The organism is Belnapia sp. AC561 (genome assembly GCF_979252845.1).
Genome location: NZ_CEEDBP010000025.1, coordinates 6,515 through 27,399 on the forward strand (window position 1 = coordinate 6,515; position 20,885 = coordinate 27,399).

The following is a 20,885-nucleotide window of genomic DNA, read 5'->3' on the forward strand; positions in this document are numbered from 1 at the left end:
TGCCCCATCAGGCGATGCCCCAGCAGGCGATGCCCCAACGGGAGATGCCCGAGGCCCCGCCGCGCCCGGCCGCGCCCGCCCATCGCTACCGGATGCTCGAGGATCTGGCGATCGAGCCGCATGCCCCGCCCGCCGGGCACCAGGCCGAGCATCCGGCCGACCGCCCCATTGCCCATCGCCCCATCGCCCATCGCCCCGCCGCCCGCGCCGCGATGCCGGCGCTCTCGGCCACCGGATTTCCCACCCAGACCCCGCCGCCCGCTTCCCCGGCGGGCGCCCCGATGGTCCCGCCGGCGCGCGGGCCGAACCCCATGCCGCGTGGCCCCGGGCCCCGTCGCGCCTGGCCACGATAAGGGACGCCGCGGCAAAATGCCTCTGATCGCTTTCGTTTCCCCCAAGGGCGGTGTCGGCAAGACGACGCTCGCCGCCCATGTCGCCGCGCTGCTGGCCCAGCGCGGGCACCGGGTGCTGGCCCTCGACCTCGATCCGCAGAATGCCCTCCGGCTGCAATTCGGCCTGCCCTACCGGGACGAGGCCGGCTTCCTCTGCGACATCACCCGCCATCCCGCCTGGCGCCAGGCCGTGATGGACACCGCGACGGGCGTCCGCGTGCTGCCGCATGGCACGGTCGATCCGCTGACCTCGCTCGACAATGCCCAGGCCCTCCACCAGGATCCCGAGCTGCTGGCCGGCCCGGTGCGGGAGATGCTGGCCGACCCCGACCTCATCGTGGTGGTCGACAGCCCCCCGGGCCCCACCCCGGCGATGAGCGCCATCCTGCCCATGGTCGACCTCATGGTCGTGGTGCTGCTGGCCGATGCCGCCAGCGCGGCGCAGATCCCGGCCATCCTTTCCAACCGCTGGCTCGGCCGGGGCCGGCTGGCCAGCCGGGCCGGGGACCGTGCCGTGGTGGTCATGAACCAGGTCGATCTCGATGCCCCGCTCGCCAGCGCGGTCTTCGACGGCGCCGCGGAGGCCCTCGGCTCCCGCCTCGTCGGCGCCGTCTGCCGGGATGACGCGGTAGCGGAAGCTTTAGGCGACAAGCGCATGCTGCTGGACCCGCGGGATGGTCCCGCCGCCGAGGATCTTCGCGCCGTGACCGATGCCATCGCCGCCCGCCTGCGCCTGCCGCCCGCCGGGGGCAACGGCAACCGCCGCCGCGGCGGCTTCTCCGCCCTTTCCGACTGGGGCCTCCGATGAGCGACGCGACCTCCTACCCCGCCCCGCCCGCCCCGCGGGACCGGCTGCTGCGCGGCACCCTGGTCGCCCTCGGCCTGCTCGGCTGCCTGATCTTCGTCACCCTGCCGATGCGGGCGGAGGAGCAGGCGCTGCTCACCGTCGGCGGCATCATCGCCTTCCTCGCGCTGAACCGGATGAAGTCGCGCCGCATCGGCCTGGTGCTGGTGGTGATGTCCATCGCCATCTCCTCCCGCTACCTCTTCTGGCGGGCGACCGAGACGCTGGAATTCGAGACCATCCCGCAGATCGTGCTCGGCGGCCTGCTGTTCATGGCGGAGCTCTACGCCGGGCTGCTGATGTCGCTGTCCTACCTGCAGACCTCCTGGCCGCTGGACCGCAAGCCGGTGCCGCTGCCGGCCGATCCGCGGCTCTGGCCGACCATCGATGTCTATGTCCCATCCTACAACGAATCGCTCGACCTGGTGCGCCCGACGGTGCTGGCGGCGATGAGCATGGACTGGCCGCGCGACAAGCTGAACGTCTACATCCTCGACGACGGCCGCCGCCCCGAGTTCCGCAAATTCGCCGAGGACAGCGGCTGCGGCTACGTCATCCGCCCGGACAACAAGGGCGCCAAGGCCGGCAACATCAACCACTGCCTGCGCCATACCAAGGGCGAGTTCATCGCCATCTTCGACTGCGACCACGCGCCGACGCGGTCCTTCCTCCAGCTCACCGTCGGCTGGCTGGTGCGCGATGCCCGCATCTCCATGGTGCAGACCCCGCACTACTTCTACTCGCCCGATCCCTTCGAGCGGAACCTGGCCCGCAAGCGGCCGGTGCCCAATGAGGGCCTGCTGTTCTACGGCGCCATCCAGCCGGGCAACGACCTCTGGAACGCCGCCTTCTTCTGCGGCTCCTGCGCCGTCATCCGCCGCACCGCGCTCGAGGAAGTCGGCGGCGTGCCGCACATCACGGTCACCGAGGATTGCCACTGCTCCCTGCTCATGCAGAAGCGCGGCTGGCACACCGCCTATATCCGGCTGCCTCTGGCCTCCGGCCTGGCGACGGAACGCCTCGCGCTGCACATCGGTCAGCGATTGCGCTGGGCCCGCGGCATGATGCAGATCATGCGGCTGGAGAAGACCATCATCGCCACCGGCCTGAACAACTGGCAGCGGCTCTGCTACTTCATGGGCGGCTTCGGCTTCCTGTTCGCGATCCCCCGGCTGATCTTCCTCACCTCGCCGCTGGCCTTCCTGTTCTTCGGCGAAAGCGTCATCGCGGCCAGCCCGCTCGGCATCATCGCCTATGCCGGCTCGCACATGTTCCATGCGGTGGCCACCACCGCACGGCTGAACGGCAAGCACCGCCATTCCTTCTGGTCCGAGATCTACGAGGCCTCGCTCGCCTGGCCGCTGATCCCCGTCACCTTCAAGACGCTCTGGGACCCGACCAAGGGCAAGTTCAACGTCACCGACAAGGGCGGCATGGTCGAGGAAGGCTATCTCGACCTGCCCATGGTGCTGCCCATGGTGATCCTGACCGGCCTGCTGCTCATCGGCCTCACCATAGGAATCGTGGGCATCATCATCACCGACAGCAGCACGCTGCAGTTCCGCGCCTATCTGCTGAACACCATCTGGGCCGGGCTCTGCGTCATCCCCGCCTCGGCCGCCGTCGCGGTGGGCCGCGAGCGCGAACAGATGCGCGTCCGCGCCCGCACCGATGCCGTGGTCCCCGCCACCATGACCCTGGCCAGCGGCGAGGCGATCAAGGCGCATAGCTCGAACATCTCCCTCTCCGGCGCCCGCATCACCCTGGCCCGCCCGCTCGGCACCGCCGATGGCGACCGCGCGGTGGTCGCCTTCGAGAGCTGCGGCGAGATCATCAAGGTCGAGGCCGAGGTGCTGCGCTGGGTCGACGACGAGGTCTTCCTGCGCTTCGTGGTGGAGAACCTGGCGCAGGAAGCCGCCGTCGCCCGGCTGTTCTTCGGCCGGCCGGATGCCTGGCTGCACTGGGACGACTGGCCGGTGGACCGGCCGCTGCGCTCGCTGCTGAACGTGGTGCTGGCCACCGCGGATGCGGTGTTCCGCAAGTACCGCATCGCCTTCCCGAAGCAGCTGGTGCAACGCCCGGTGCCGGCCAGTGCGGCCGCCGCCGCCCCGGTCCGCGTCTCCGACGTGGTCGAGCCGCGCCGCCCCCGCGCCGCCGCCGCGACTGCCCTCGGCGCCGTGCTCGGCCTGCTGCTGCTGGCGCCCGCGGCCCTGGCGCAACCGGCCCCGGTCCGGACGCAGCTCCCCACGCTCAGCCCGGCCTCCCCCGGGCAGGCCGCGCCGGTGGCCCAGCCACCGTCTCCGCTTGCCCCGGCCGCCGCCGTCCCGGTGCAGGCGCCCTTCGCCGCCGCGCCGCCCGGCCGCGGCTTCGCCCCGGAGCCGGTCGATGGCGTCCGGGAAATCCGCCCCACCCTGCGGGATCTCGGCCTCGGCGGCCCGATGCAGCTCCGCGGTGTCTCCGATCTCCAGGGCGTGCAATTCGGCCTCCGCGCCGATGAGGTGGTGACCGAGGCGAAGCTGTCGCTGGCCGGCGCCACCTCGCCCTCGCTGATTCCCTCGCTCTCGCAGATCGCCATCTCGCTGAACGACCAGGCGATCGGCACCGTGCCGGTCGAGCCGGCGCGACAATCCTTCGGCCCCATCGACTTCCCGCTCGACCCGCTGTTCTTCAGCGAGATCAACCGGCTGAACTTCCGCTTCTCCGGCCGCTACGCGGTCGAGTGCAACGACCCGCTCTCGGGCCTGCTCTGGGCCACCGTCTCGGATCTCTCGACCGTCTCCATGCGGATCGAGCGCCTGCCGCCGCAGCGCGACCTGGCCCGCCTGCCGGAGCCGCTGTTCGACCGCCGGGTGCTGCGCGGCACGCTCACCCTGCCGGTGGTGCTGGCCGAAAGCACCGGCCCGGCCGGGCTGCGCGCCGCCGCCGTCGCCGCCTCCTGGTTCGCGGTGCAGGCGGACTACCGCGGCGCCACCTTCCCGGTGGAGCGGACCCCGCCGCGCAAGGGCGATGCCCTCGTCATCGCCGTCGGCTCGGATGCCGTCCCCGGCCTCGCCCTGCCGCGCTTCGAGGGACCGACCATCGCCATGGTCGCCAATCCCTCGGACAGCTTCGGGACGCTGCTGGTCATCGGCGGCCGGACCGAGCCGGAGGCCGCCGCCGCCGCCATGGCGCTCGCGGTCGGCCGTGCCGCGCTCGCGGGGGAAGTCGCCCGCGTCGTCCAGCCCAGCGTCGCCCCGCGCCAGCCCTATGATGCGCCGCGCTGGGTGGCGACGGACCGCGTCATGACCCTCGGCAGCCTGGTCGAGCGTGCCGACCTGCAGGGCGCCGGCTATGCCCCGGCGCCGATCCGCATCCCGCTGCGGACCTCGCCGGATATCCTCACCTTCCGCAACCGCGGCTTCCCGGTCGACCTCCGCTTCCGCGCCCCGCCCGGGCCGGTGATCGATATCGGCGCCTCGCGCCTCGATGTTTCCGTCTCCGAGACCTATATCCGCTCCCTGCCGCTCGGCGCCGGGGAGCTCTGGGGGCCGTTCGACTATCTCCGCCGCGCCGTCTTCGGCGATGCGGAAATCCGCAGCGGCAGCGCCACCGTGCCGTCCTACCTGCTGCTCGGGCGGGATGAGCTGCAGCTCCGCTTCGACCTGCGGCCGCTGGCGCGCGGCGAATGCGTGGCGACACCGGGCGACCTGCGCGCCTCGGTCGAGCCGGACAGCACCATCGACCTGCGCCGCATCCACCGGCATGCGCGCATGCCGAACCTCGGCTTCTTCGCCTCCGCCGGCTTCCCCTTCACCAAATATGCAGATTTGTCGGGTACCGCTGCGGTGCTGCCGGAACGGCCGAGCCCGACCGAGATGCAGGTCTTCCTCGACCTGATCGGCCAGCTCTCCGTCCTGGTCGGCCTGCCCGCCACCGGCCTGCAGGTGGTGCATGCCAATGCGCTGCCCTCGGTCGCGCAGCGGGACCTGCTGGTGATCGGCTCGCTCGGCCGCGCACCGGCGCTGAATACGCTGCTGAAGGAGACGCCGGTGAAGCTGGAAGGGGAACGCCTGGTGCTCGCCCTGCCGGATGCCTTCCAGGATGTCCGCGCCCTCTTCCTCGATGCGCCCGGCCGCGGCGACCGCAACCGCGCCGCCGCGGCGCTGAGCGACGGCGGCGAGGGGCTGGGCGCCATCATCGGCGCCGAGAGCCCGCTGGCCTCCGGCAAATCCATCGTCGCCATCACCGGCGCGACCCAGGCCGCCATGGCCGCCATGGCGCAGGCCATGCGGGACCCGGTGCAATCCCGCCGGATCCAGGGGGATGTCGCCATCCTCGCCGGTGGGCCGGTGGCGGCCTATAGCGCGATGCCGCGCTACGACGTGGGGGAGCTGCCCTGGTGGCTGCTGCCGCAGCTCTGGCTGGGCAATCACCCGGAGCGGGCGCTGCTGCTGCTGCTGGGCGCCGCGCTGATGATGGGCGGGTCCTTCTACTGGATGCTCCGCCGCCGCGCGATCAATCGCCTGCGTGCCCGCACCCCGGTCGAGAAGGCGCATTAGCATGGCCCGCGCGACGCCCTTCTGGCTGCTGGGCTTGGCCCTGCCGGCCGCCGCCCTGGCCCAGCCGGCGCGGGCCCAGCCGGCGCCACCCCAGCCGGCGCCGACCCAGACGGCCCCGCTGCCGTCGTTGCCGCCGATCGCCGCGCCGCAACCGGCGGCAGCGGAGTCGCCCGGCCAGCCCGCCACCAGCCGTGCCAGCATCGACCTGCTGGTGCGCCAGGCCGAACGCTGGCTGGCCCAGGACCGCGCCGACCTCGCCGTGCTCTCCATCGAGCGCGCCCTGGCCGCCGATCCGCGCAACCCCAATGCCCTGGCCGTCGCCGCCCGGATCGAGGCGGTGCGCGACAACCGCACCGCCGCCGCCAATTACCTCACCCGCCTGCGCGCCGCCGGCGGCACCGAGGAACAGCGCACCCAGGTGGACAGCGCCGTGCGCGGCGCCACCCTCGACCGCGCCGCGCTCGATGTCGCCCGCCAGCTGGCCCGCGACGGCAAATCCGCCGAGGCCGCCGCCCGCTACCGCGCCGTCTTCGGTGCCGAGGGCCCGCCCGAGCAATTCGCCCTGGAATACTACCAGACCCTGGCCGGCACCGAGGGCAGCGCCGAGGAAGGTCGCCGCGGCCTCAGCCGCATCGCCGAGCGCCAGAACGCCGACCCGCGCGCCCGCCTCGCCTATGCCCAGACCCTGACCTACCAGGCCGCGACGCGCGCCGACGGCATCCGCCGCCTGGCCGAGCTGGCCGACCAGCCGGCCGTCTCCGCCGATGCCCGCCGCGCCTGGCGCCAGGCCCTGGTCTGGAGCGTCGGCGACCCGGCCCTGGCGCCGCAGGTCGAGGGCTACCTGACCCGCTTCCCCGACGACACCGACCTCCGCCGCCGCGCCGAGGCCGCGCGCGCGACCGCCACCGCCGACGCCGGCTCCACCGCCCGGCAGGAGGGCTTCGTCCGGCTCGAAGCCGGCGGGCTGCGCGATGCCACCCGGCAATTCGAAGCCGCACTCGCCACCAATCCGAACGACGCCGATGCCCTCGGCGGCCTCGGCATCGTCCGGCTGCGCGAGGGCAAGCAGGCCGAGGCCCGCAGCCTGCTGCAACGCGCCATGGCCGCCGATCCGGCCAAGGCGCCGCAATGGCAGCGGGCGCTGGACGGCGCCAGCTACGGCGCCGAGCTGGCCGAGGGCCGCGCCCTGCTGCGCGCCAACAAGCTGGACGAGGCCGACGAGGTCCTCCGCCGCGCCGTCCGGCGCGAGGCCGAGGACAAGACCGATGCCGAGACCCTGCTCGGCGAGCTGGCGCTGCGCCGCAACGACCCGGCCGCGGCGGAGCAGCGCTTCCGCACCGCGCTCACCCGCCGCCCCGGCTTCGCCCCGGCCCAGGCCGGGCTGAACCAGGCGCTGCGGGCCCAGGGCCGCGTCTCCGAGATGGTGGCCGTCGCCACCCCCGCCCGCCCGGCGGTCTCCCCGGCCGAATCCCAGGCCAACGAGATGCGCGCCGAGGCCGCCCGCAGCAGCGACCCCGGCGTCGCCAGCGCCATCCTCCGCAATGCCATGGGCCTCGCCCCCTCCGATCCCTGGGTGCGGCTCGACCTCGCCCGTGCGCTCCGCCGCCAGGGCCGCGCCGGCGAGGGCCGTGCCCTGGTCGAGGAACTGGCCGTCCGCGCCGGCTCGACCGACAGCGTCATGGCCGCCGCCCTCTTCGCCGACGAGGATGGCCGCCCGGCCGATGTCGAGGCGCTGCTCAACCGCATCCCGCCCGCCCGCCGCAGCGCCGACATGGCCCGGCTGCAGCAGCGCGCCCGGGTCCAGGCCGATATCACCCGCGCCAGCGCCCAGCTTCGCGCCAACGCGGGGACCGGGACGGGGGAGGGGCGCCAGCAGCTCCTCCAGCTCGCCGCCCGGCCGGACCCTTCCGGCAATACCGCCGCCGCCGTCATCCGCGCATTCGCCGAGGTGAACGACCGCTTCGGCGCCGCCGAGGCCGCCCGCATCGGCCAGACGGTGAACCGCGGCGGCGGCGCCCGCGCCCAGCTCGCCATCGCCAGCGCGCTTCTCGGCGCGGGGCTCGAGGCCGAGGCCTCGGCCCTGGCTGATACCGCCGACCAGTCCCCCAACCTGCCGGCCGAGCAGCGGCGCGACCTCGCCTCGCTTCGCACCGGCATCGCCGTCCGCGCCGCGGACCGGCTGAACGAATCCGGCGACCAGGCCCAGGCCTTCGAGCGCCTGCGCCCGGTGCTGGCCAGCAACCCGGACAGCCCCGAGCTGCGCCTGGCCCTGGCCCGGCTCTACCAGGGCGCCCGCCGCCCGGCGGAGGCATTGCGCATCACCGAGCAGGTGCTGGCGCGCGACCCGCGCGACCTCGATGCCCGCCGCAGCGCCATCGATGCCGCCATCGCCCTGCGGGACCGCGACCGGGCCGAGGCGCTGGTCGCCGAAGGCCTGGCGCTCGCCCCGCGCGACAGCCGCGCGACGGTGCTGGAAGCCCGCGTCGCCCGCGCCTTCGGCCAGGACAGCCGGGCCCGCCGCGCGCTGGAGACCGCCGCCGTCCAGCGCCAGCAGGAACTCGGCCGCCCCACCACGGTGGCCCAGGCCGGTGCCCCGCCCTCCAGCTTCCCGGGGCAGGAAAATCCCTTCGCCCGCGGCGGCGTCTCCGCCGGCGTCACCGCCCCTGGCCGGCCCAGCCTGGTGGCCTTGCCGAGCGATCCGGTGGCGCGCGACATCGCCACGCAGCTCGCCGCACTCGAGGAGCAGACCGCGCCGCGGGTGCTCGGCACCGTCGGCGGCCGCAGCCGCTCCGGCTCGGCCGGCATCGACCGGCTGCAGGAAATCTCCGGCACCTTCCAGGCCTCGGTCTCGCCGGGCGTGGTCGGCGGCCGGCTGAGCGCGACCATCAGCCCGGTCACCGCGGATGCCGGCAAGCTCGGCGCCGATGCGGGCACCCGCCGCCGCTTCGGCACCGGGACGGTCAATGCCGCCACTATCGCCAGCAGCACCACCTCCGCCTCCGGCGTCGGCTTCGGCGTAGGCTATACGGCCGGCGACTGGCTGAAGGCCGATGTCGGCACCACGCCGATCGGCTTCCACACCACCTCCATCCTCGGCGGCATCGAGCTGGCCCCGGCGGTGACGGACAACCTGCGCTTCCGCTTCACCGGCGAACGCCGCGCCATCACCGACAGCCTGCTGTCCTGGGGCGGCGTGCGGGACCCCGGCACCGGCCGCTACTGGGGCGGCGTGACCCGCACCGGCGGCCGCGCCCAGGTCGAGGTCCCGGTCGGCCGCGGCTACATCTACGCCGGCGGCGGCTATTCGCAGTACCAGGGCGACAACGTCGCCAGCAACAACCGCACCGAGGGCGGCGCCGGCTTCGGCTACCCCATCATCCGCGACGGCGACACCGAGCTCACCACCGGGATCGACCTGGTCTACTTCGGCTTCGACAAGAACCTGCGCAATTTCACCTTCGGCCAGGGCGGCTACTACAGCCCGCAGAGCTATGCCGCGATCAACATCCCGCTCGAGTACCGCAGCCGCATCGGCGACCTCAGCTACCGGGTCGGTGGCACCGTCGGCTACGTGAACTGGCGGGAGAATGCGAGCGACCTCTACCCGAACGACCGGGCGCTGCAGGCCCGGGCCGTGCAGGCGGCCGCGGCCGACCCGACCGGCGCCACCGTCGCCCGCTTCCCCGGCCAGACCCAGAACGGCTTCATCGGCGGCATCCGGGCCGACCTGGATTACGCGCTGACGCCGCAGCTCAGCCTCGGCGGCGCCTTCCGCTACGACAAGGCGGCGAATTTCGACGAGACCCGCTTCCTGTTGCGGCTGAACAACCGCTTCTGAGGCCGCAGCGCTTACCATTCCTTATGCCGCCGCCGCCTAGGGTCGTTCCCTCAGGTGGCGGCTGGGCCGCCACTCCGCCCCTTCGGAGTGACACAGAATGGATCTGGCAACGCTCGGCTTCCTCGCCGCGGTGATGTTCGGCCTGATCGCCGGCGATGCCGCGATCAATGCCAGCACCATGGCCGTCTCCGTCGGCCTGCCGCCCAAGGTGGCCTCGGCCGGGCTGACACCCCAGGCGGCGGAGGAGATCTTCGTCTCCGAACTCTCCCGCGTGCTGGACACGCCCTCCGGCGTGCCGGTCCCGGTGCCGCGCATCGCCTCCCGCAAGACCGTCATCGGCGCCCTGGCGGAATCCATGCGGATGCAGGACCTGACCGGCGCCATGCAGGATCTCTTCGGCCTCAGCCCGATCCGCGTCTCGGCGACCATGATCGAGCGGAGCCCGGGCCTCGGCATGGAGATCGTGCTGTCGGGCGACGGCAGGCGGATGGCGCGGCTGACCGTCGCGCGTGAGGATGGCGATGCGGTCAGCCTGGTCCGCGCCGCCGCCGTCGCCGCCTTCGAGCAGATCGCCCCCTTCCGCGTCACCCTCGCCCGGCTGCGGGATGGGCTGGAAGGCGATGGCAGCAGCCTGCGCCAGACCCGCGCCGATGCCGAGCGACTGCTGCGCCGGCAGTGGGAGCCGGGGCAGGAGATCGAGCGCTCGGCGCTCTTCAGCCTGCTTTCGGTGCTGGCGCTGGCGGAGAACGACCTCGCCGCCTCGATGCAGGCGGTCCATCGCGCCTCGGAGGCGCCGAATGTCATGGCCTCCGCCCGCGCCTTCTATGCGCTGAACGGCGCCTTCCTTTCCATCGCCCAGGGCGACCTGGACGCCGCCCGGCGCCAGGCCGCGCGCGGGGAGGAATTGGCGGTCCGCCACCCGATCCCGAACTTCGGTTCCTATGTCACCATCGTCTGGGCACTGATCGACTGGGCCGAGGGACGGGTGGACCGCGCCCGCGAAAGGCTGGAGGAGGCCGCGGCCAACGACCCCGCCAACCGCACCCTGGCGCTCTACCAGATCCGTCTCGGCGCCACGCCGACCGGCTCCCTGGCTTTCTCCATGCCGGCGCCGCTGATCCCCGGCCTGATGGCCTCGGTCTTCATGATGGACCCGACCACCGGCGAAGTCCTCCGGCGCCCGTGACGCAGGGGCCCCGGGCATGAGCACCCGCTACGCGCTGGACGCCCGGCCGCCCCTGGCCGTGCTGCTCCCTTCCGTCGCCCAGCACATGGGGCTGATGGCGGTCACCCTGGTCTTCCCGCTGCTCATCGCCCGGGCGGCGGGGGCGGATGCCGGCACCCAGGCGCATTACATCGCGCTCTCGATGCTGGCGATGGGCCTGGCGACCCTGGCCCAGGCCTGGGGCCGGCGGCGCATCGGCAGCGGCTTTCTGCTGCCCGCCGTCTTCACCGCGGCCTATCTGCCGCCCGCGCTCGCCGCCGCGGCGCATGGCGGCCTCGGTGCCGTCGCCGGGCTGACCATCGCCGCCGGCCTCACCCAGGTGGCGCTCAGCCGCGTCATCCGCCGCCTCAGGCCCTATCTGCCGATCGAGATCGTCGGGCTGGTGGTGCTAATGATCGGCATCATCCTCGGCATCGTCGCCTTCAAGCTGGTGGTCGGCCATGGCGAGGCCGATCCCCTGGCGATGGACCGCACCGGGGCGGCGCTGGCCGCGCTGGCGGCGACGGTGGGCTTGGCCGTCTGGGGCAATCCGCGGCTGCGGACCATGTCGGTGCTGCTGGGGCTGGCGGCGGGCACCGCCTTCTACCTGCTGCATGGCCTGCTGGCCGGGGCCGATGGCCCGCCGCGCCCCGGCGTGCCGGTGGCGGTGATCGCCTGGCCGCTGGCGATGCCGAGCTTCGAGGCGGCGCTGCTGCCCGGCTTCCTCGCCGGGGCGCTGGCCTGCACGCTGCGCGCCTTCGGCGATATCGTCGCCAGCCAGCGCGCCAACGACCGGGGGTGGCAGCGGCCGGACTACGACAACATCGAAGCGGGCGTGCTGGCCGATGGCCTGGGCACCCTGGCCGCCGGGCTGATCGGCACCGTCGGGCTGAACACCTATTCCGCCAGCGTCGGCCTGGCGGTGGCGACCGAGGTGCTGTCCCGCCGGGTCGCCATCGGCGTCGGCATCGGCTGGATCCTGCTGGCGCTGCTGCCGGGATCCTCCACCCTGGTGCTGGCCATCCCGCAGAGCGTGCTGGGCGCGGCGCTGCTCTTCGCCTCCGCCTTCATCGTGCTGTCGGGCGTCTCGATCCTCGGCCAGCGGCTGCTGGATGCGCGGCGGACGGTCACCGTCGGCCTCGGCTTCCTGCTGGGCATCTCCTTCGACGAGTTGCCGGCCTTCTACCAGCAGTCGCTGCCGCCGGTGGTGCAGTCCATCGTCGGCTCCTCCCTGGTGCTCGGCCTGCTGACCGCCCTGGCGCTGAATGCGGTCTTCCAGATCGGCGCCCGCAAATCCACCCGGCTGGCCTGGGCGCCGGAAAGCGGCTTCGAGCCGATGAAGCAGTTCCTGCTGGAAAGCGGCGGCCTGGCCGGCGCCCGGACCGATGCCATCCGCCGCCTCGTCCAGCTCGCCGAGGAATTCAACGAGGCCGCCACCACCCTGGCGACCGGCCCCTCGATCGAGATCTCGACCCGCTTCGACGAGTATGTGCTGGAGGTCGGCTTCCGCTGGGAAGGCGTGCCGCTGATGCCGGGGCCACCCCCCAGCCTCGACGAGGATGTCGACGAGGATGCGGTGGCCCATGGGGTCGTGCTGGCGCTGATGAGCCGCATGGCGGACCGGCTGGTGCGGCGCAGGCTGCCGGATGGCCAGCATGAGCTGGTCTGCTGCGTCGAGCAGTAGGCAAAAAAAATGGGCCGGCGGCACCGGAGAACTCCGGTACCAGCCGGCCCCAAGTGGCGATCTGATGCCCAACCCCAGGTTGCGGCACCCAATCACTGGGAGGAGACGTCCAAGGCACTGCCTGAACGCAGACAGTATACATTTTCACGCTCCCGTGAGGATGGATTCCGCATGAAATCACGTAAACGTGAGCTAGGCTCATGGAGCAAAAGCGGGATGCGGGGGCAGGGCCCCTGCTGTACAGCCGCGGCATGCGGTTCGTTTTCCTCCTGCTGCTGCTCGCCGGCTGCGCCACCCCGCCGCGCCCGGCCCCGCCGATCGCCTATCCGCCCGCCGCGCGGGAAAGGATGGTGCGCCTGGCCCTGGCCGAATGGGTCGATTGGGGCAGCACCGTTACCAACCCTGGCCAGCGCCCCGCCTCCACCCAGGCCGAAAGCGATCCGGCCAATTTCCCCCGCGTCCTGGCCTATTGGCGGGCGGTGCCGGACGACGAGGGCGCCATCGCCAGCAACCGCCGGCTCTATGCCGCGGCCCTGGCCGGCAGGCCGGATGGCGAGGCCCTGTGGCGGGAGCCCTTCTGGTCCGCCGCCTTCATCAGCTGGGTCATGGCCGCGGCGGGGGTGGACCGGCGGGAATTCCCGCCCTCCGCCGCGCATGCGGATTACGTCGATGCGCTGATCCGCGATGCGCTGGCCTTCCCCGCGACGGCACCCTTCCTGCCGCGCGCCCCGGCCGAGATGGCGCCGCGTCCCGGCGACCTGCTCTGTGCCGATCGCGGCCGCACGCCCATCCAGGACTGGCGCCAGCGCGCGGCGGATGCTGGGCGTTTCCGGCCGATGCATTGCGATATCGTCGTGGCGGCGGGCCCTGGCGCGGTGGAGGTGGTCGGGGGCAATGTACTGGACAGCGTGACCCGCACCCGTTTCGCCGCGGACCCCCAGGGATATCTGCTGCCCCGGCCCGCCGGCGAGCCGGCTTGGTTCGTCCTGTTCGAAAACCGCCTCGGGCGCCTGCCGCCCTGGAGTCCTGGCCCATGACCGATCTCTTTGCCCCGCTCACCCTCCGGGGCGTGACCCTGAAGAACCGCATCGGCGTCTCGCCCATGTGCATGTATTCCTGCGCCGAGGACGGCCGCGCGACCGACTGGCACTACCACCACCTCGTCTCCCGCGCGGTCGGCGGCGCCGGGCTGGTGATGACCGAGGCGGCGGCGGTGACGCCGGAGGGGCGGATCTCCCCGGCCGACCTCGGCATCTGGTCCGATGCGCAGATCCCCGGCCTCGCCAAGCTGGCCGAGGGCATCGCCGCCATGGGCTCGGTCCCGGCCATCCAGATCGCCCATGCCGGGCGCAAGGCCAGCCGCCGCCAGGCCTGGGAACATGGCCCCGCCACCCCGGGCTGGGAGCCGCTGGGCCCCAGCGCCGTCGCCTTCGGCGACTACGCCACGCCGCATGCGATGAGCGAGGCGGAGATCGCCCAGGTCATTGCCGATACCGCCGCCGCGGCGAAGCGCAGCATCCAGGCCGGCTACCGCTTCATCGAGCTGCATGCGGCGCATGGCTATTTGATGCACCAGTTCCTTTCGCCGCTGTCCAACCAGCGCAACGACGCCTGGGGCGGCGACCTCGACGGCCGGGCGCGGATCGTCGAGGAAGCGACCCGGGCGGTGCGGGCGGCAATCCCGGACGACGTGCCGCTCTGCGTCCGCATCTCCCACACCGACTGGGTGCCGGGCGGCTGGACCACGGAAGAGACGGTGGCGCTCTCGGCCCGGCTGAAGGCGCTGGGCGTCGACATGATCGACGTCACCTCCGGCGGGTTGCACCATGAGCAGAAGATCCCGCTCGGCCCGGGCTATCAGGTGCCGGGTGCCGAGGCGGTGAAGTCGGGCGCCGGCATCCCGGTCGCCGCGGTCGGGCTGATCACCGAGCCGGAGCAGGCGCAGGACATCCTGGCCGAGGGCAAGGCCGACCTGATCCTGCTGGCCCGCGTGCTGCTGCGCGAGCCCTACTGGCCGCTGCGCGCCGCCGCCGTGCTGGGCCGGACCGAGACCCTGCAGGTGCCGCCGCAATACGAGCGTGGCTGGAACACGCTGGGCAAGATGACGCGCGACGCGGCGATCGGCGCCCCGATGGCCCCCCTGGCCTGAGGCCATGCCGGAGGGGGTCGATCTGAAGGCGGCCCGGCGCTTCGTCGCCGGGCAGGACCGGGTCAGCGCCCGCCTGCTGATGGACGTCTTCCGCCTGGAGCAGCGGGCGGCCCTGCAGATGGTGCAGGACATGGAGCGGCTGGGCGACATCGCCCGGCCGGACGACAGCGGCTGGCATGCCGTGCTGGCCCGCGACGCCGAGGTGCCGCCCCCGGCCGAGCCGGACGGGCTGGCGGCGGCCGATTGGCGGCAGCGGGCCGAGGCCGCCGAGGCGCGGCTGGCGGCAGGGACGCAGGACGAGAAGTTCGACCGGTTGAAGCGCCGCCTCGCCCGGGAATTCCACCCGGATCAGGCGGCGCCCAGCGAGATCGACCGGGTGGTGCGGGAGGTGGTCTTCCGCCGCCTCTGGCAGATCGTGCAGGAGGTGGAGAACGCATGAGCGCTTATCTGATCGCCAATATCGTGGTGACGGACCCGGTGGGCTTCGGGACCTACCGGGACCAAGTGGCCCCGATGATCGCGGCCTATGGCGGGCGGTATCTGGTGCGCGGCGGGGCGGTGACGCCGGTGGAGGGCCAGCCCGGGCTGAACCGGGTGGTGGTGCTGGAATTCCCCGACATGGACCGGCTGAAGGCCTTCTACTTCAGCCAGGACTACGCACCGCTGATCGCCATGCGGGCGGCGGCGACGGTCTCGAACGTGGCCCTGGTCGAGGGGGTCTGAGGCCGGATAAAGCCTGCTAAATTCTGCTCAATTCGACTAAATTCGGTAAAATTCCGCTCAATACTCACCAATTCCAATAAATTTTTACCGGTTAAGCCTTTGAATTTACTTGGAAGACCGCTCCGGCGTCGCCGTCATGGCCGGGTCGAGCCCGGCCATGAGGACGCGTGGTATCTGAGACATTAATCCTATACCCCGGCACGGCTGCGGATGCAAGCGCGGCCAGCACGGCGGCGGATCGGGCGACCCAGCCGAAGATGCCCCCCTGGGCCTTGATCATCGCCAGGCCGGCGGCATGGAATTCCGGGAAGTAGCTGGCGCAGGCATCGGCGATGGCGACGCAGCGGAAGCCGCGGTCATTGGCCTCGCGGATGGTGGTATGGACGCAGACCTCGGTGGTGACGCCGGCGACGAGCAGGGTGGCGATGCCGCGGTTGCGGAGGATTAGGCCCAGGTCCGTCCCGCAGAAGGCGCCCTTGCCGGGCTTGTCCAGCACCACCTCGCCGGGGGCGGGGGCGAGTGCCGCGATGATGTCGTGGCCGGGCTCGCCGCGGATGAGGATGCGGCCCATGGGGCCGGGGTCGCCGATGCGCATCCCGGGCAGGCCCCGCTCCCATTTGGCCGGGGGGCAGTCGCTGAGGTCGGGGCGATGGCCCTCGCGGGTGTGGATCACCAGCAGGCCGGCGGTGCGGGCGGCGGCGAGGAGCGCCCGGCAGGGCGGAACGGCGGCGGCCAGCCGCGAGATGTCGTTGCCCAACGCGGCGCCGAAGCCGCCCGGCTCCAGGAAGTCCCGCTGCATGTCGATGATGACCAGCGCGGTGGCTGCGGGGTCGAAGGCGACGGGGGCGGGTTCGGCGTCGAGGAGGATCGTCATGGCGGAAAGTCGACTGCAAATGCGATGCCACTCCGCCGGCCCGAATTGATGAAGGCGCGCGGCCGGGCGGGCCGCGCGCCTTCATCGGTTCCGGAGGAGCCTCAGCGGCCGGTGAGGATCCGCTCGACCAACTGCTTCGCCGTCGGGATGAAGCCGTTGGAATAGAAGGGATCGGAGGCGAAGCGATAGGCGTTGTGGCCGGCGAACATCAGGTTCTTTTCCAGCGCGCCGTCATGCGCCACGTCCTGCAGGGTCTTCTGGATGCAGAAGCTGCGCGGATCGGCCTTCTTGCCGTTGTCGTAGGTCGGCTCGTGCTGCGCCCAGTTGGAGAAGCGGCAGGAGGACAGGCAGCCCATGCAGTCGATCTGGTCCTGCACGATCTGGCCGTGGTCGGCCGGCGTGACGAAGATCAGCGTATTGTCGGGGGTGCGCATCGCCTCGGTGAAGCCGGCGGCCTCGAAGCCGGCGACGCGGGCGCGGTCGTGCGGGGTCAGCCAGACCTTCCGCTTGCGCGGGCCGACGCCGTATTCCGCGACATGGTCACCGATCGGCTCGGCCGTATAGGCCACCTGCCGCTCGTTGCGGGCTTCCAGCTCGTCGAGGAATTCGTTCCGCACCGCGCTGGAGTAGAAGCCGGTGGGGGAGAAGCGCTGCAGCAGCACGTCGCCGTTCTGCAGGGTCAGCAGGCGCTGCTTCCAGGCATCCGAGATCGGGCTTTCCTGGGTGAGCAGGGGACGGGTACCGAACTGGAAGGCGATCGGGCCGAGTTCCGGGTTGTCGATCCAGTCCTGCCATTCCTCCAGCCACCAGACGCCGCCGGCCATGATGATGGGCGTGTCGTCCAGGCCGAATTCGCGCATCTGCTGGCGCAGCTTGAGCACGCGGGGATAGGGATCCTCGGGCTTCAGCGGGTCTTCGGAGTTGGACAGGCCGTTGTGGCCGCCGGCCAGCCAGGGGTCCTCGTAGACCACGCCGCCGAGCCATTCCCGGGTCTTGCCGTAGGACCGCTTCCAGAGCGCGCTGAAGGCGCGGCCGGAGGAGACGATGGGGTAGTAGAAGACGCCGAAATCCTTGGCGATATCGGCCAGGCGATAGGGCATGCCGGCACCGCAGGTGATGCCGTTGATGAGGCCCTTGGCGCCTTCCAGGATGCCACGGACCACGCGCTCGGCGCCGCCCATCTCCCAGAGGATGTTGCAGTGGATGCGGCCCTGGCCGCCGGCGCGCTCGTGCGCTTCCCGCGCCTGGGCGATGCCGCCGGAGATGCCGTAGGCGACGAGTTCCTCGTGCCGCTCGAGCCGGGTCTTGCCGTGGTAGATCTGGCGGATCACCCGGCCATCGGCATCGTAGCTGTCGGCGTTGACGGCGGAGAAGGTGCCGACGCCGCCGCCCGACGCCCAGGCGCCGCAGGTGCTGCCATTCGAGACGGCGACACCCTTGCCGCCCTCCACCAGGGGGAGGACGTCGCAGCCGCCCATGCGGATTGCGTTGATAGCCTTCACGCGCCTGCCCTCAACTTTAGCAGCACTTCATATGGGTATCCCGGCGCCGGAGGGGAGGCCCCCGGCGCCGGAACGGCCAGACTTACACCGACCTGGCTTACTCCGCGGCGTCGGTCCGCTCGCGGCGCGGACCGCGGTCGCGGCGGAACTCGCCGCGCGGCTCGCGGCCTTCGCCCTCGCCGCCCGGGCCCGGACGGCGGGCGCCGACCTGGTCGGTGATGTCGGCGCCGGTGGCCTGGTCGACCACCCGCATCGAGAGCTTCACCTTGCCGCGGTCGTCGAAGCCGAGGACCTTCACCTTGACCGCATCGCCGACGTTGACGAGGTCCGTGGTGCGGTTGACCCGCTCGTTCGCCAGTTCGCTGATGTGGACGAGGCCGTCCTTGGCGCCGAGGAAGTTCACGAAGGCGCCGAATTCGGCGGTCTTCACGACCTTCCCGTTGTAGATGGCGCCGATCTCGGCCTCGGCGGTCAGGCCACGGATCCAGTCGATGGCGCGCTGCGCCTGCTCGGTGCTGGTGGCCGCGACCTTGATGGTCCCGTCATCCTCGATGTCGATCTTGCAGCCGGTCTGCTCGCAGATCTCGCGGATGACCTTGCCGCCGGAGCCGATCACTTCGCGGATCTTCTCCTTCGGCACGTTGATCACGGTGATGCGCGGCGCATTGGCCGAGACCTCGCCGCGGGCGCCGGTCAGGCCCTTGGCCATCTCGCCGAGGATGTGGAGACGCCCGGCCTTCGCCTGCTCCAGCGCCTCACGCATGATGGCGAAGGTGATCGAGGTGATCTTGATGTCCATCTGCAGGGCGGTGATGCCCTGGTCGGAGCCGGCCACCTTGAAGTCCATGTCGCCGAGGTGATCCTCGTCGCCCAGGATGTCGGAGAGCACGGCGAAGCCGCGGTCCTCCTTGATCAGGCCCATGGCGATGCCGGCGCAGGGGCGCTTCAGCGGCGTCCCGGCATCCATCAGCGCCAGCGAGGAGCCGCAGACGGTCGCCATCGAGGAGGAGCCGTTGCTCTCGGTGATCTCGCTGACCACGCGGAGGGTATAGGGGAACTTGTCCTTCTCCGGCAGCAGCGGCCGGATGGCGCGCCAGGCAAGCTTGCCGTGGCCGACTTCGCGGCGGCCCGGGCTGCCCATGCGGCCGGTCTCGTTCACCGAGTAGGGAGGGAAGTTGTAGTGGAGCATGAAGTGCTCCCGGTACTCGCCCGGCAGCGCATCGATGATCTGCTCGTCCTGGCCGGTGCCCAGCGTGGCGACGCAGAGCGCCTGGGTCTCGCCGCGGGTGAACAGCGCCGAGCCATGGCTGCGCGGCAGGATGCCGACCTCGGCCACGATCGGGCGCACGGTCTTGGTGTCGCGGCCGTCGATGCGGAGGCCGGTGTCGAGGATGGCGTTGCGGACCACGTCCGCCTCCAGCTCCTTCAGCAGGCCCTTCGCCTTCTCGACGTCGAGGCCTTCCTCGGTGAGCTGGGCGACCAGCGCCTTCTTGGCGGTGGAGACATTCTGCTGGCGGACCAGCTTCTGCGTCTCCTTGTAGGCCTCGGCCATCGGCGCGGTGCCGAGCTCGGTGATGCGGGCCTTGAGGGCGGCGATGGCGTCCGACGGCTCCGGCAGGGCCCAGGGCTCCTTGCCGGCGCGCTCGGCGAGATCGATGATCCCGGCGATGACGGTCTGGAAGCCCTTGTGGCCGAATTCCACGGCGCCGAGCATCACGTCCTCGGACAGCTCCTTCGCCTCGGACTCGACCATCAGCACGCCCTCGGCGGTGCCGGCGACCATCAGCTCGAGCGCGCTGGTCTGGCGCTGCGCCATGGTCGGGTTGAGGACGTACTGGCCGTCGATGTAGCCGACGCGGGCGGCGGCGACCGGGCCGAAGAAGGGGATGCCCGAGAGGGTCAGGGCGGCGGAGCAGCCGACCAGCGCGACCACGTCGGGGTCGTTCTCGAGGTCATGGCTGAGGACGGTCGCGATGACCTGGACCTCGTTGCGGAAGCCCTCGGGGAAGAGGGGGCGCAGCGGGCGGTCGATCAGGCGGGAGATCAGCGTCTCGGACTCGGAGGGCCGGCCCTCGCGCTTGAAGAAGCCGCCCGGGATCTTGCCGGCCGCGAAGGCCTTTTCCTGGTAGTTCACGGTCAGCGGGAAGAAGTCCTGGCCCGGCTTCACCGAACGGGCGCCGACCACGGTGCAGAGCACGATGGTGTCGCCGAGGCGGGCCACGACGGCGCCATCGGCCTGACGGGCGATCTTGCCGGTTTCCAGGGTGAGGAGCTGGCCGCCCCAGGCGATATCCTTGCGGAAGTAATTCTCGAACATGCGTCGTTCCTTGGCCGGGCTTGCACCCGGGCCGGCCTATCGGAGGCCGGTCTTGCTGCAGGACCGGGCGCCGCCCAGCCTCGAGGCTGGGGTGCGGGCCCGGGGTGCGACGCGGCAGGTGCCAGTGCAGGCCGATCGCCCGATGCGGGCGGGGCTCGGCGCTTCGGGCTGCATGGAACGCGGAACCATCCACCGGAGGGGGGAAGGCCGCCCCCGTTGCCGGGGATCCATGTGGCCGGAAACGCCGTTGCCGTCCCTGATGGGGGCTAAGCGGCTTGTCCTGTCAGCCCGCCACGCGCGGCGGTCGGCCGGCGCACCCCATGGGCGCGGCTCGACCTTGGGGCGGAGATATGGCCCGGACGGGCACGGATTGCCATGGAATTCTGCTGTCCAGGACAAATACGGGGCATATCCGGAAGGCCGGGATGCCCCGGCAGCCCTGCATCCGAAGGATCGGGGCCACCGGTCCGTGAAGACGCGAGGAAGGCGCCGGCCGGGATGCGGGACCCCGGCCGGGCCTCCTCGCGGTCCCGGTCTTTAGCGGCGCAGGCCGAGGCTGGCGATCAGCGTGTCGTAGCGGCCGCGGTTCTTCGCCTTCAGGTAGTCCAGCAGGCCACGGCGCTGGCCGACCAGCACCAGCAGGCCGCGCCGGCTGTGGAAGTCCTTGGCGTGGATCTTGAGGTGCTCGGTCAGGCCGGAGATGCGCTCGGACAGCAGGGCGATCTGCACTTCCGGGCTGCCGGTATCGCCGGGCTTGGTGGCATATTGGGTGATGAGCGCCGCGCGGCGCTCGGCGGTCATGGTATTGGTCGACATCGGG

General features: G+C 71.9%; 13 protein-coding genes and 1 pseudogene. 10 read left to right on the plus strand and 4 right to left on the minus strand.

The features are described from left to right. The 10 genes and pseudogenes from AC0IW9_RS19240 to AC0IW9_RS19285 form a co-directional block, all read left to right on the plus strand. A pseudogene (locus AC0IW9_RS19240) lies at positions 1-353 on the plus strand (hypothetical protein); the annotation flags it as partial. A gap of 16 nt (positions 354-369) precedes the next feature. Further along, on the plus strand, positions 370-1,200 hold the full coding sequence (locus AC0IW9_RS19245; RefSeq protein ID WP_471649909.1) for a cellulose synthase operon protein YhjQ/BcsQ: 831 nt from the start codon (positions 370-372) through the stop codon (positions 1,198-1,200). Continuing rightward, on the plus strand, positions 1,197-5,774 hold the full coding sequence (bcsA, locus tag AC0IW9_RS19250) for a UDP-forming cellulose synthase catalytic subunit (protein ID WP_471649910.1): 4,578 nt from the start codon (positions 1,197-1,199) through the stop codon (positions 5,772-5,774). Before AC0IW9_RS19245 ends, bcsA begins: the two co-directional genes overlap by 4 nt. Before the next feature lies 1 nt (position 5,775). Further along, positions 5,776-9,612 carry a cellulose biosynthesis protein BcsC gene (locus AC0IW9_RS19255; RefSeq protein WP_471649911.1) on the plus strand — a complete coding sequence of 1,279 codons (3,837 nt, stop codon included), beginning with the start codon at positions 5,776-5,778 and terminating at the stop codon, positions 9,610-9,612. A 97-nt stretch (positions 9,613-9,709) separates the two neighbouring features. Further along, positions 9,710-10,798 carry a hypothetical protein gene (locus AC0IW9_RS19260; protein WP_471649912.1) on the plus strand — a complete coding sequence of 363 codons (1,089 nt, stop codon included), beginning with the start codon at positions 9,710-9,712 and terminating at the stop codon, positions 10,796-10,798. 16 nt (positions 10,799-10,814) lie between these two features. Next, complete coding sequence (locus AC0IW9_RS19265; RefSeq protein WP_471649913.1) at positions 10,815-12,500, plus strand: solute carrier family 23 protein; 1,686 nt, start codon at positions 10,815-10,817, stop codon at positions 12,498-12,500. Positions 12,501-12,751: 251 nt separating this feature from the next. Beyond that, on the plus strand, positions 12,752-13,537 hold the full coding sequence (locus tag AC0IW9_RS19270) for a DUF2272 domain-containing protein (RefSeq protein WP_471649914.1): 786 nt from the start codon (positions 12,752-12,754) through the stop codon (positions 13,535-13,537). Continuing rightward, a complete protein-coding gene (locus AC0IW9_RS19275; protein WP_471649915.1) occupies positions 13,534-14,649 on the plus strand; it encodes an NADH:flavin oxidoreductase/NADH oxidase in 1,116 nt (371 codons plus the stop codon). The genes AC0IW9_RS19270 and AC0IW9_RS19275 overlap by 4 nt, the downstream gene beginning before the upstream one ends. Before the next feature lie 4 nt (positions 14,650-14,653). Continuing rightward, positions 14,654-15,088 (plus strand): hypothetical protein, encoded by a 435-nt coding sequence (locus AC0IW9_RS19280; protein WP_471649916.1) that lies wholly within the window; start codon positions 14,654-14,656, stop codon positions 15,086-15,088. After that, a complete protein-coding gene (locus AC0IW9_RS19285) occupies positions 15,085-15,372 on the plus strand; it encodes a DUF1330 domain-containing protein (protein ID WP_471649917.1) in 288 nt (95 codons plus the stop codon). The genes AC0IW9_RS19280 and AC0IW9_RS19285 overlap by 4 nt, the downstream gene beginning before the upstream one ends. Before the next feature lie 91 nt (positions 15,373-15,463). Here the strand turns inward: AC0IW9_RS19285 and AC0IW9_RS19290 are convergent, their stop codons facing one another. The 4 genes from AC0IW9_RS19290 to rpsO form a co-directional block, all read right to left on the minus strand. Further along, complete coding sequence (locus AC0IW9_RS19290) at positions 15,464-16,246, minus strand: cysteine hydrolase family protein (protein ID WP_471649918.1); 783 nt, start codon at positions 16,244-16,246, stop codon at positions 15,464-15,466. A 101-nt stretch (positions 16,247-16,347) separates the two neighbouring features. Further along, a complete protein-coding gene (locus tag AC0IW9_RS19295) occupies positions 16,348-17,748 on the minus strand; it encodes an NAD(P)H-dependent flavin oxidoreductase (protein ID WP_471649919.1) in 1,401 nt (466 codons plus the stop codon). 97 nt (positions 17,749-17,845) lie between these two features. Further along, on the minus strand, positions 17,846-20,065 hold the full coding sequence (gene pnp, locus AC0IW9_RS19300; RefSeq protein WP_471649920.1) for a polyribonucleotide nucleotidyltransferase: 2,220 nt from the start codon (positions 20,063-20,065) through the stop codon (positions 17,846-17,848). 537 nt (positions 20,066-20,602) lie between these two features. Further along, positions 20,603-20,881 (minus strand): 30S ribosomal protein S15, encoded by a 279-nt coding sequence (gene rpsO / locus AC0IW9_RS19305; RefSeq protein WP_471649921.1) that lies wholly within the window; start codon positions 20,879-20,881, stop codon positions 20,603-20,605. Between the last annotated feature and the right edge of the window lie 4 nt (positions 20,882-20,885).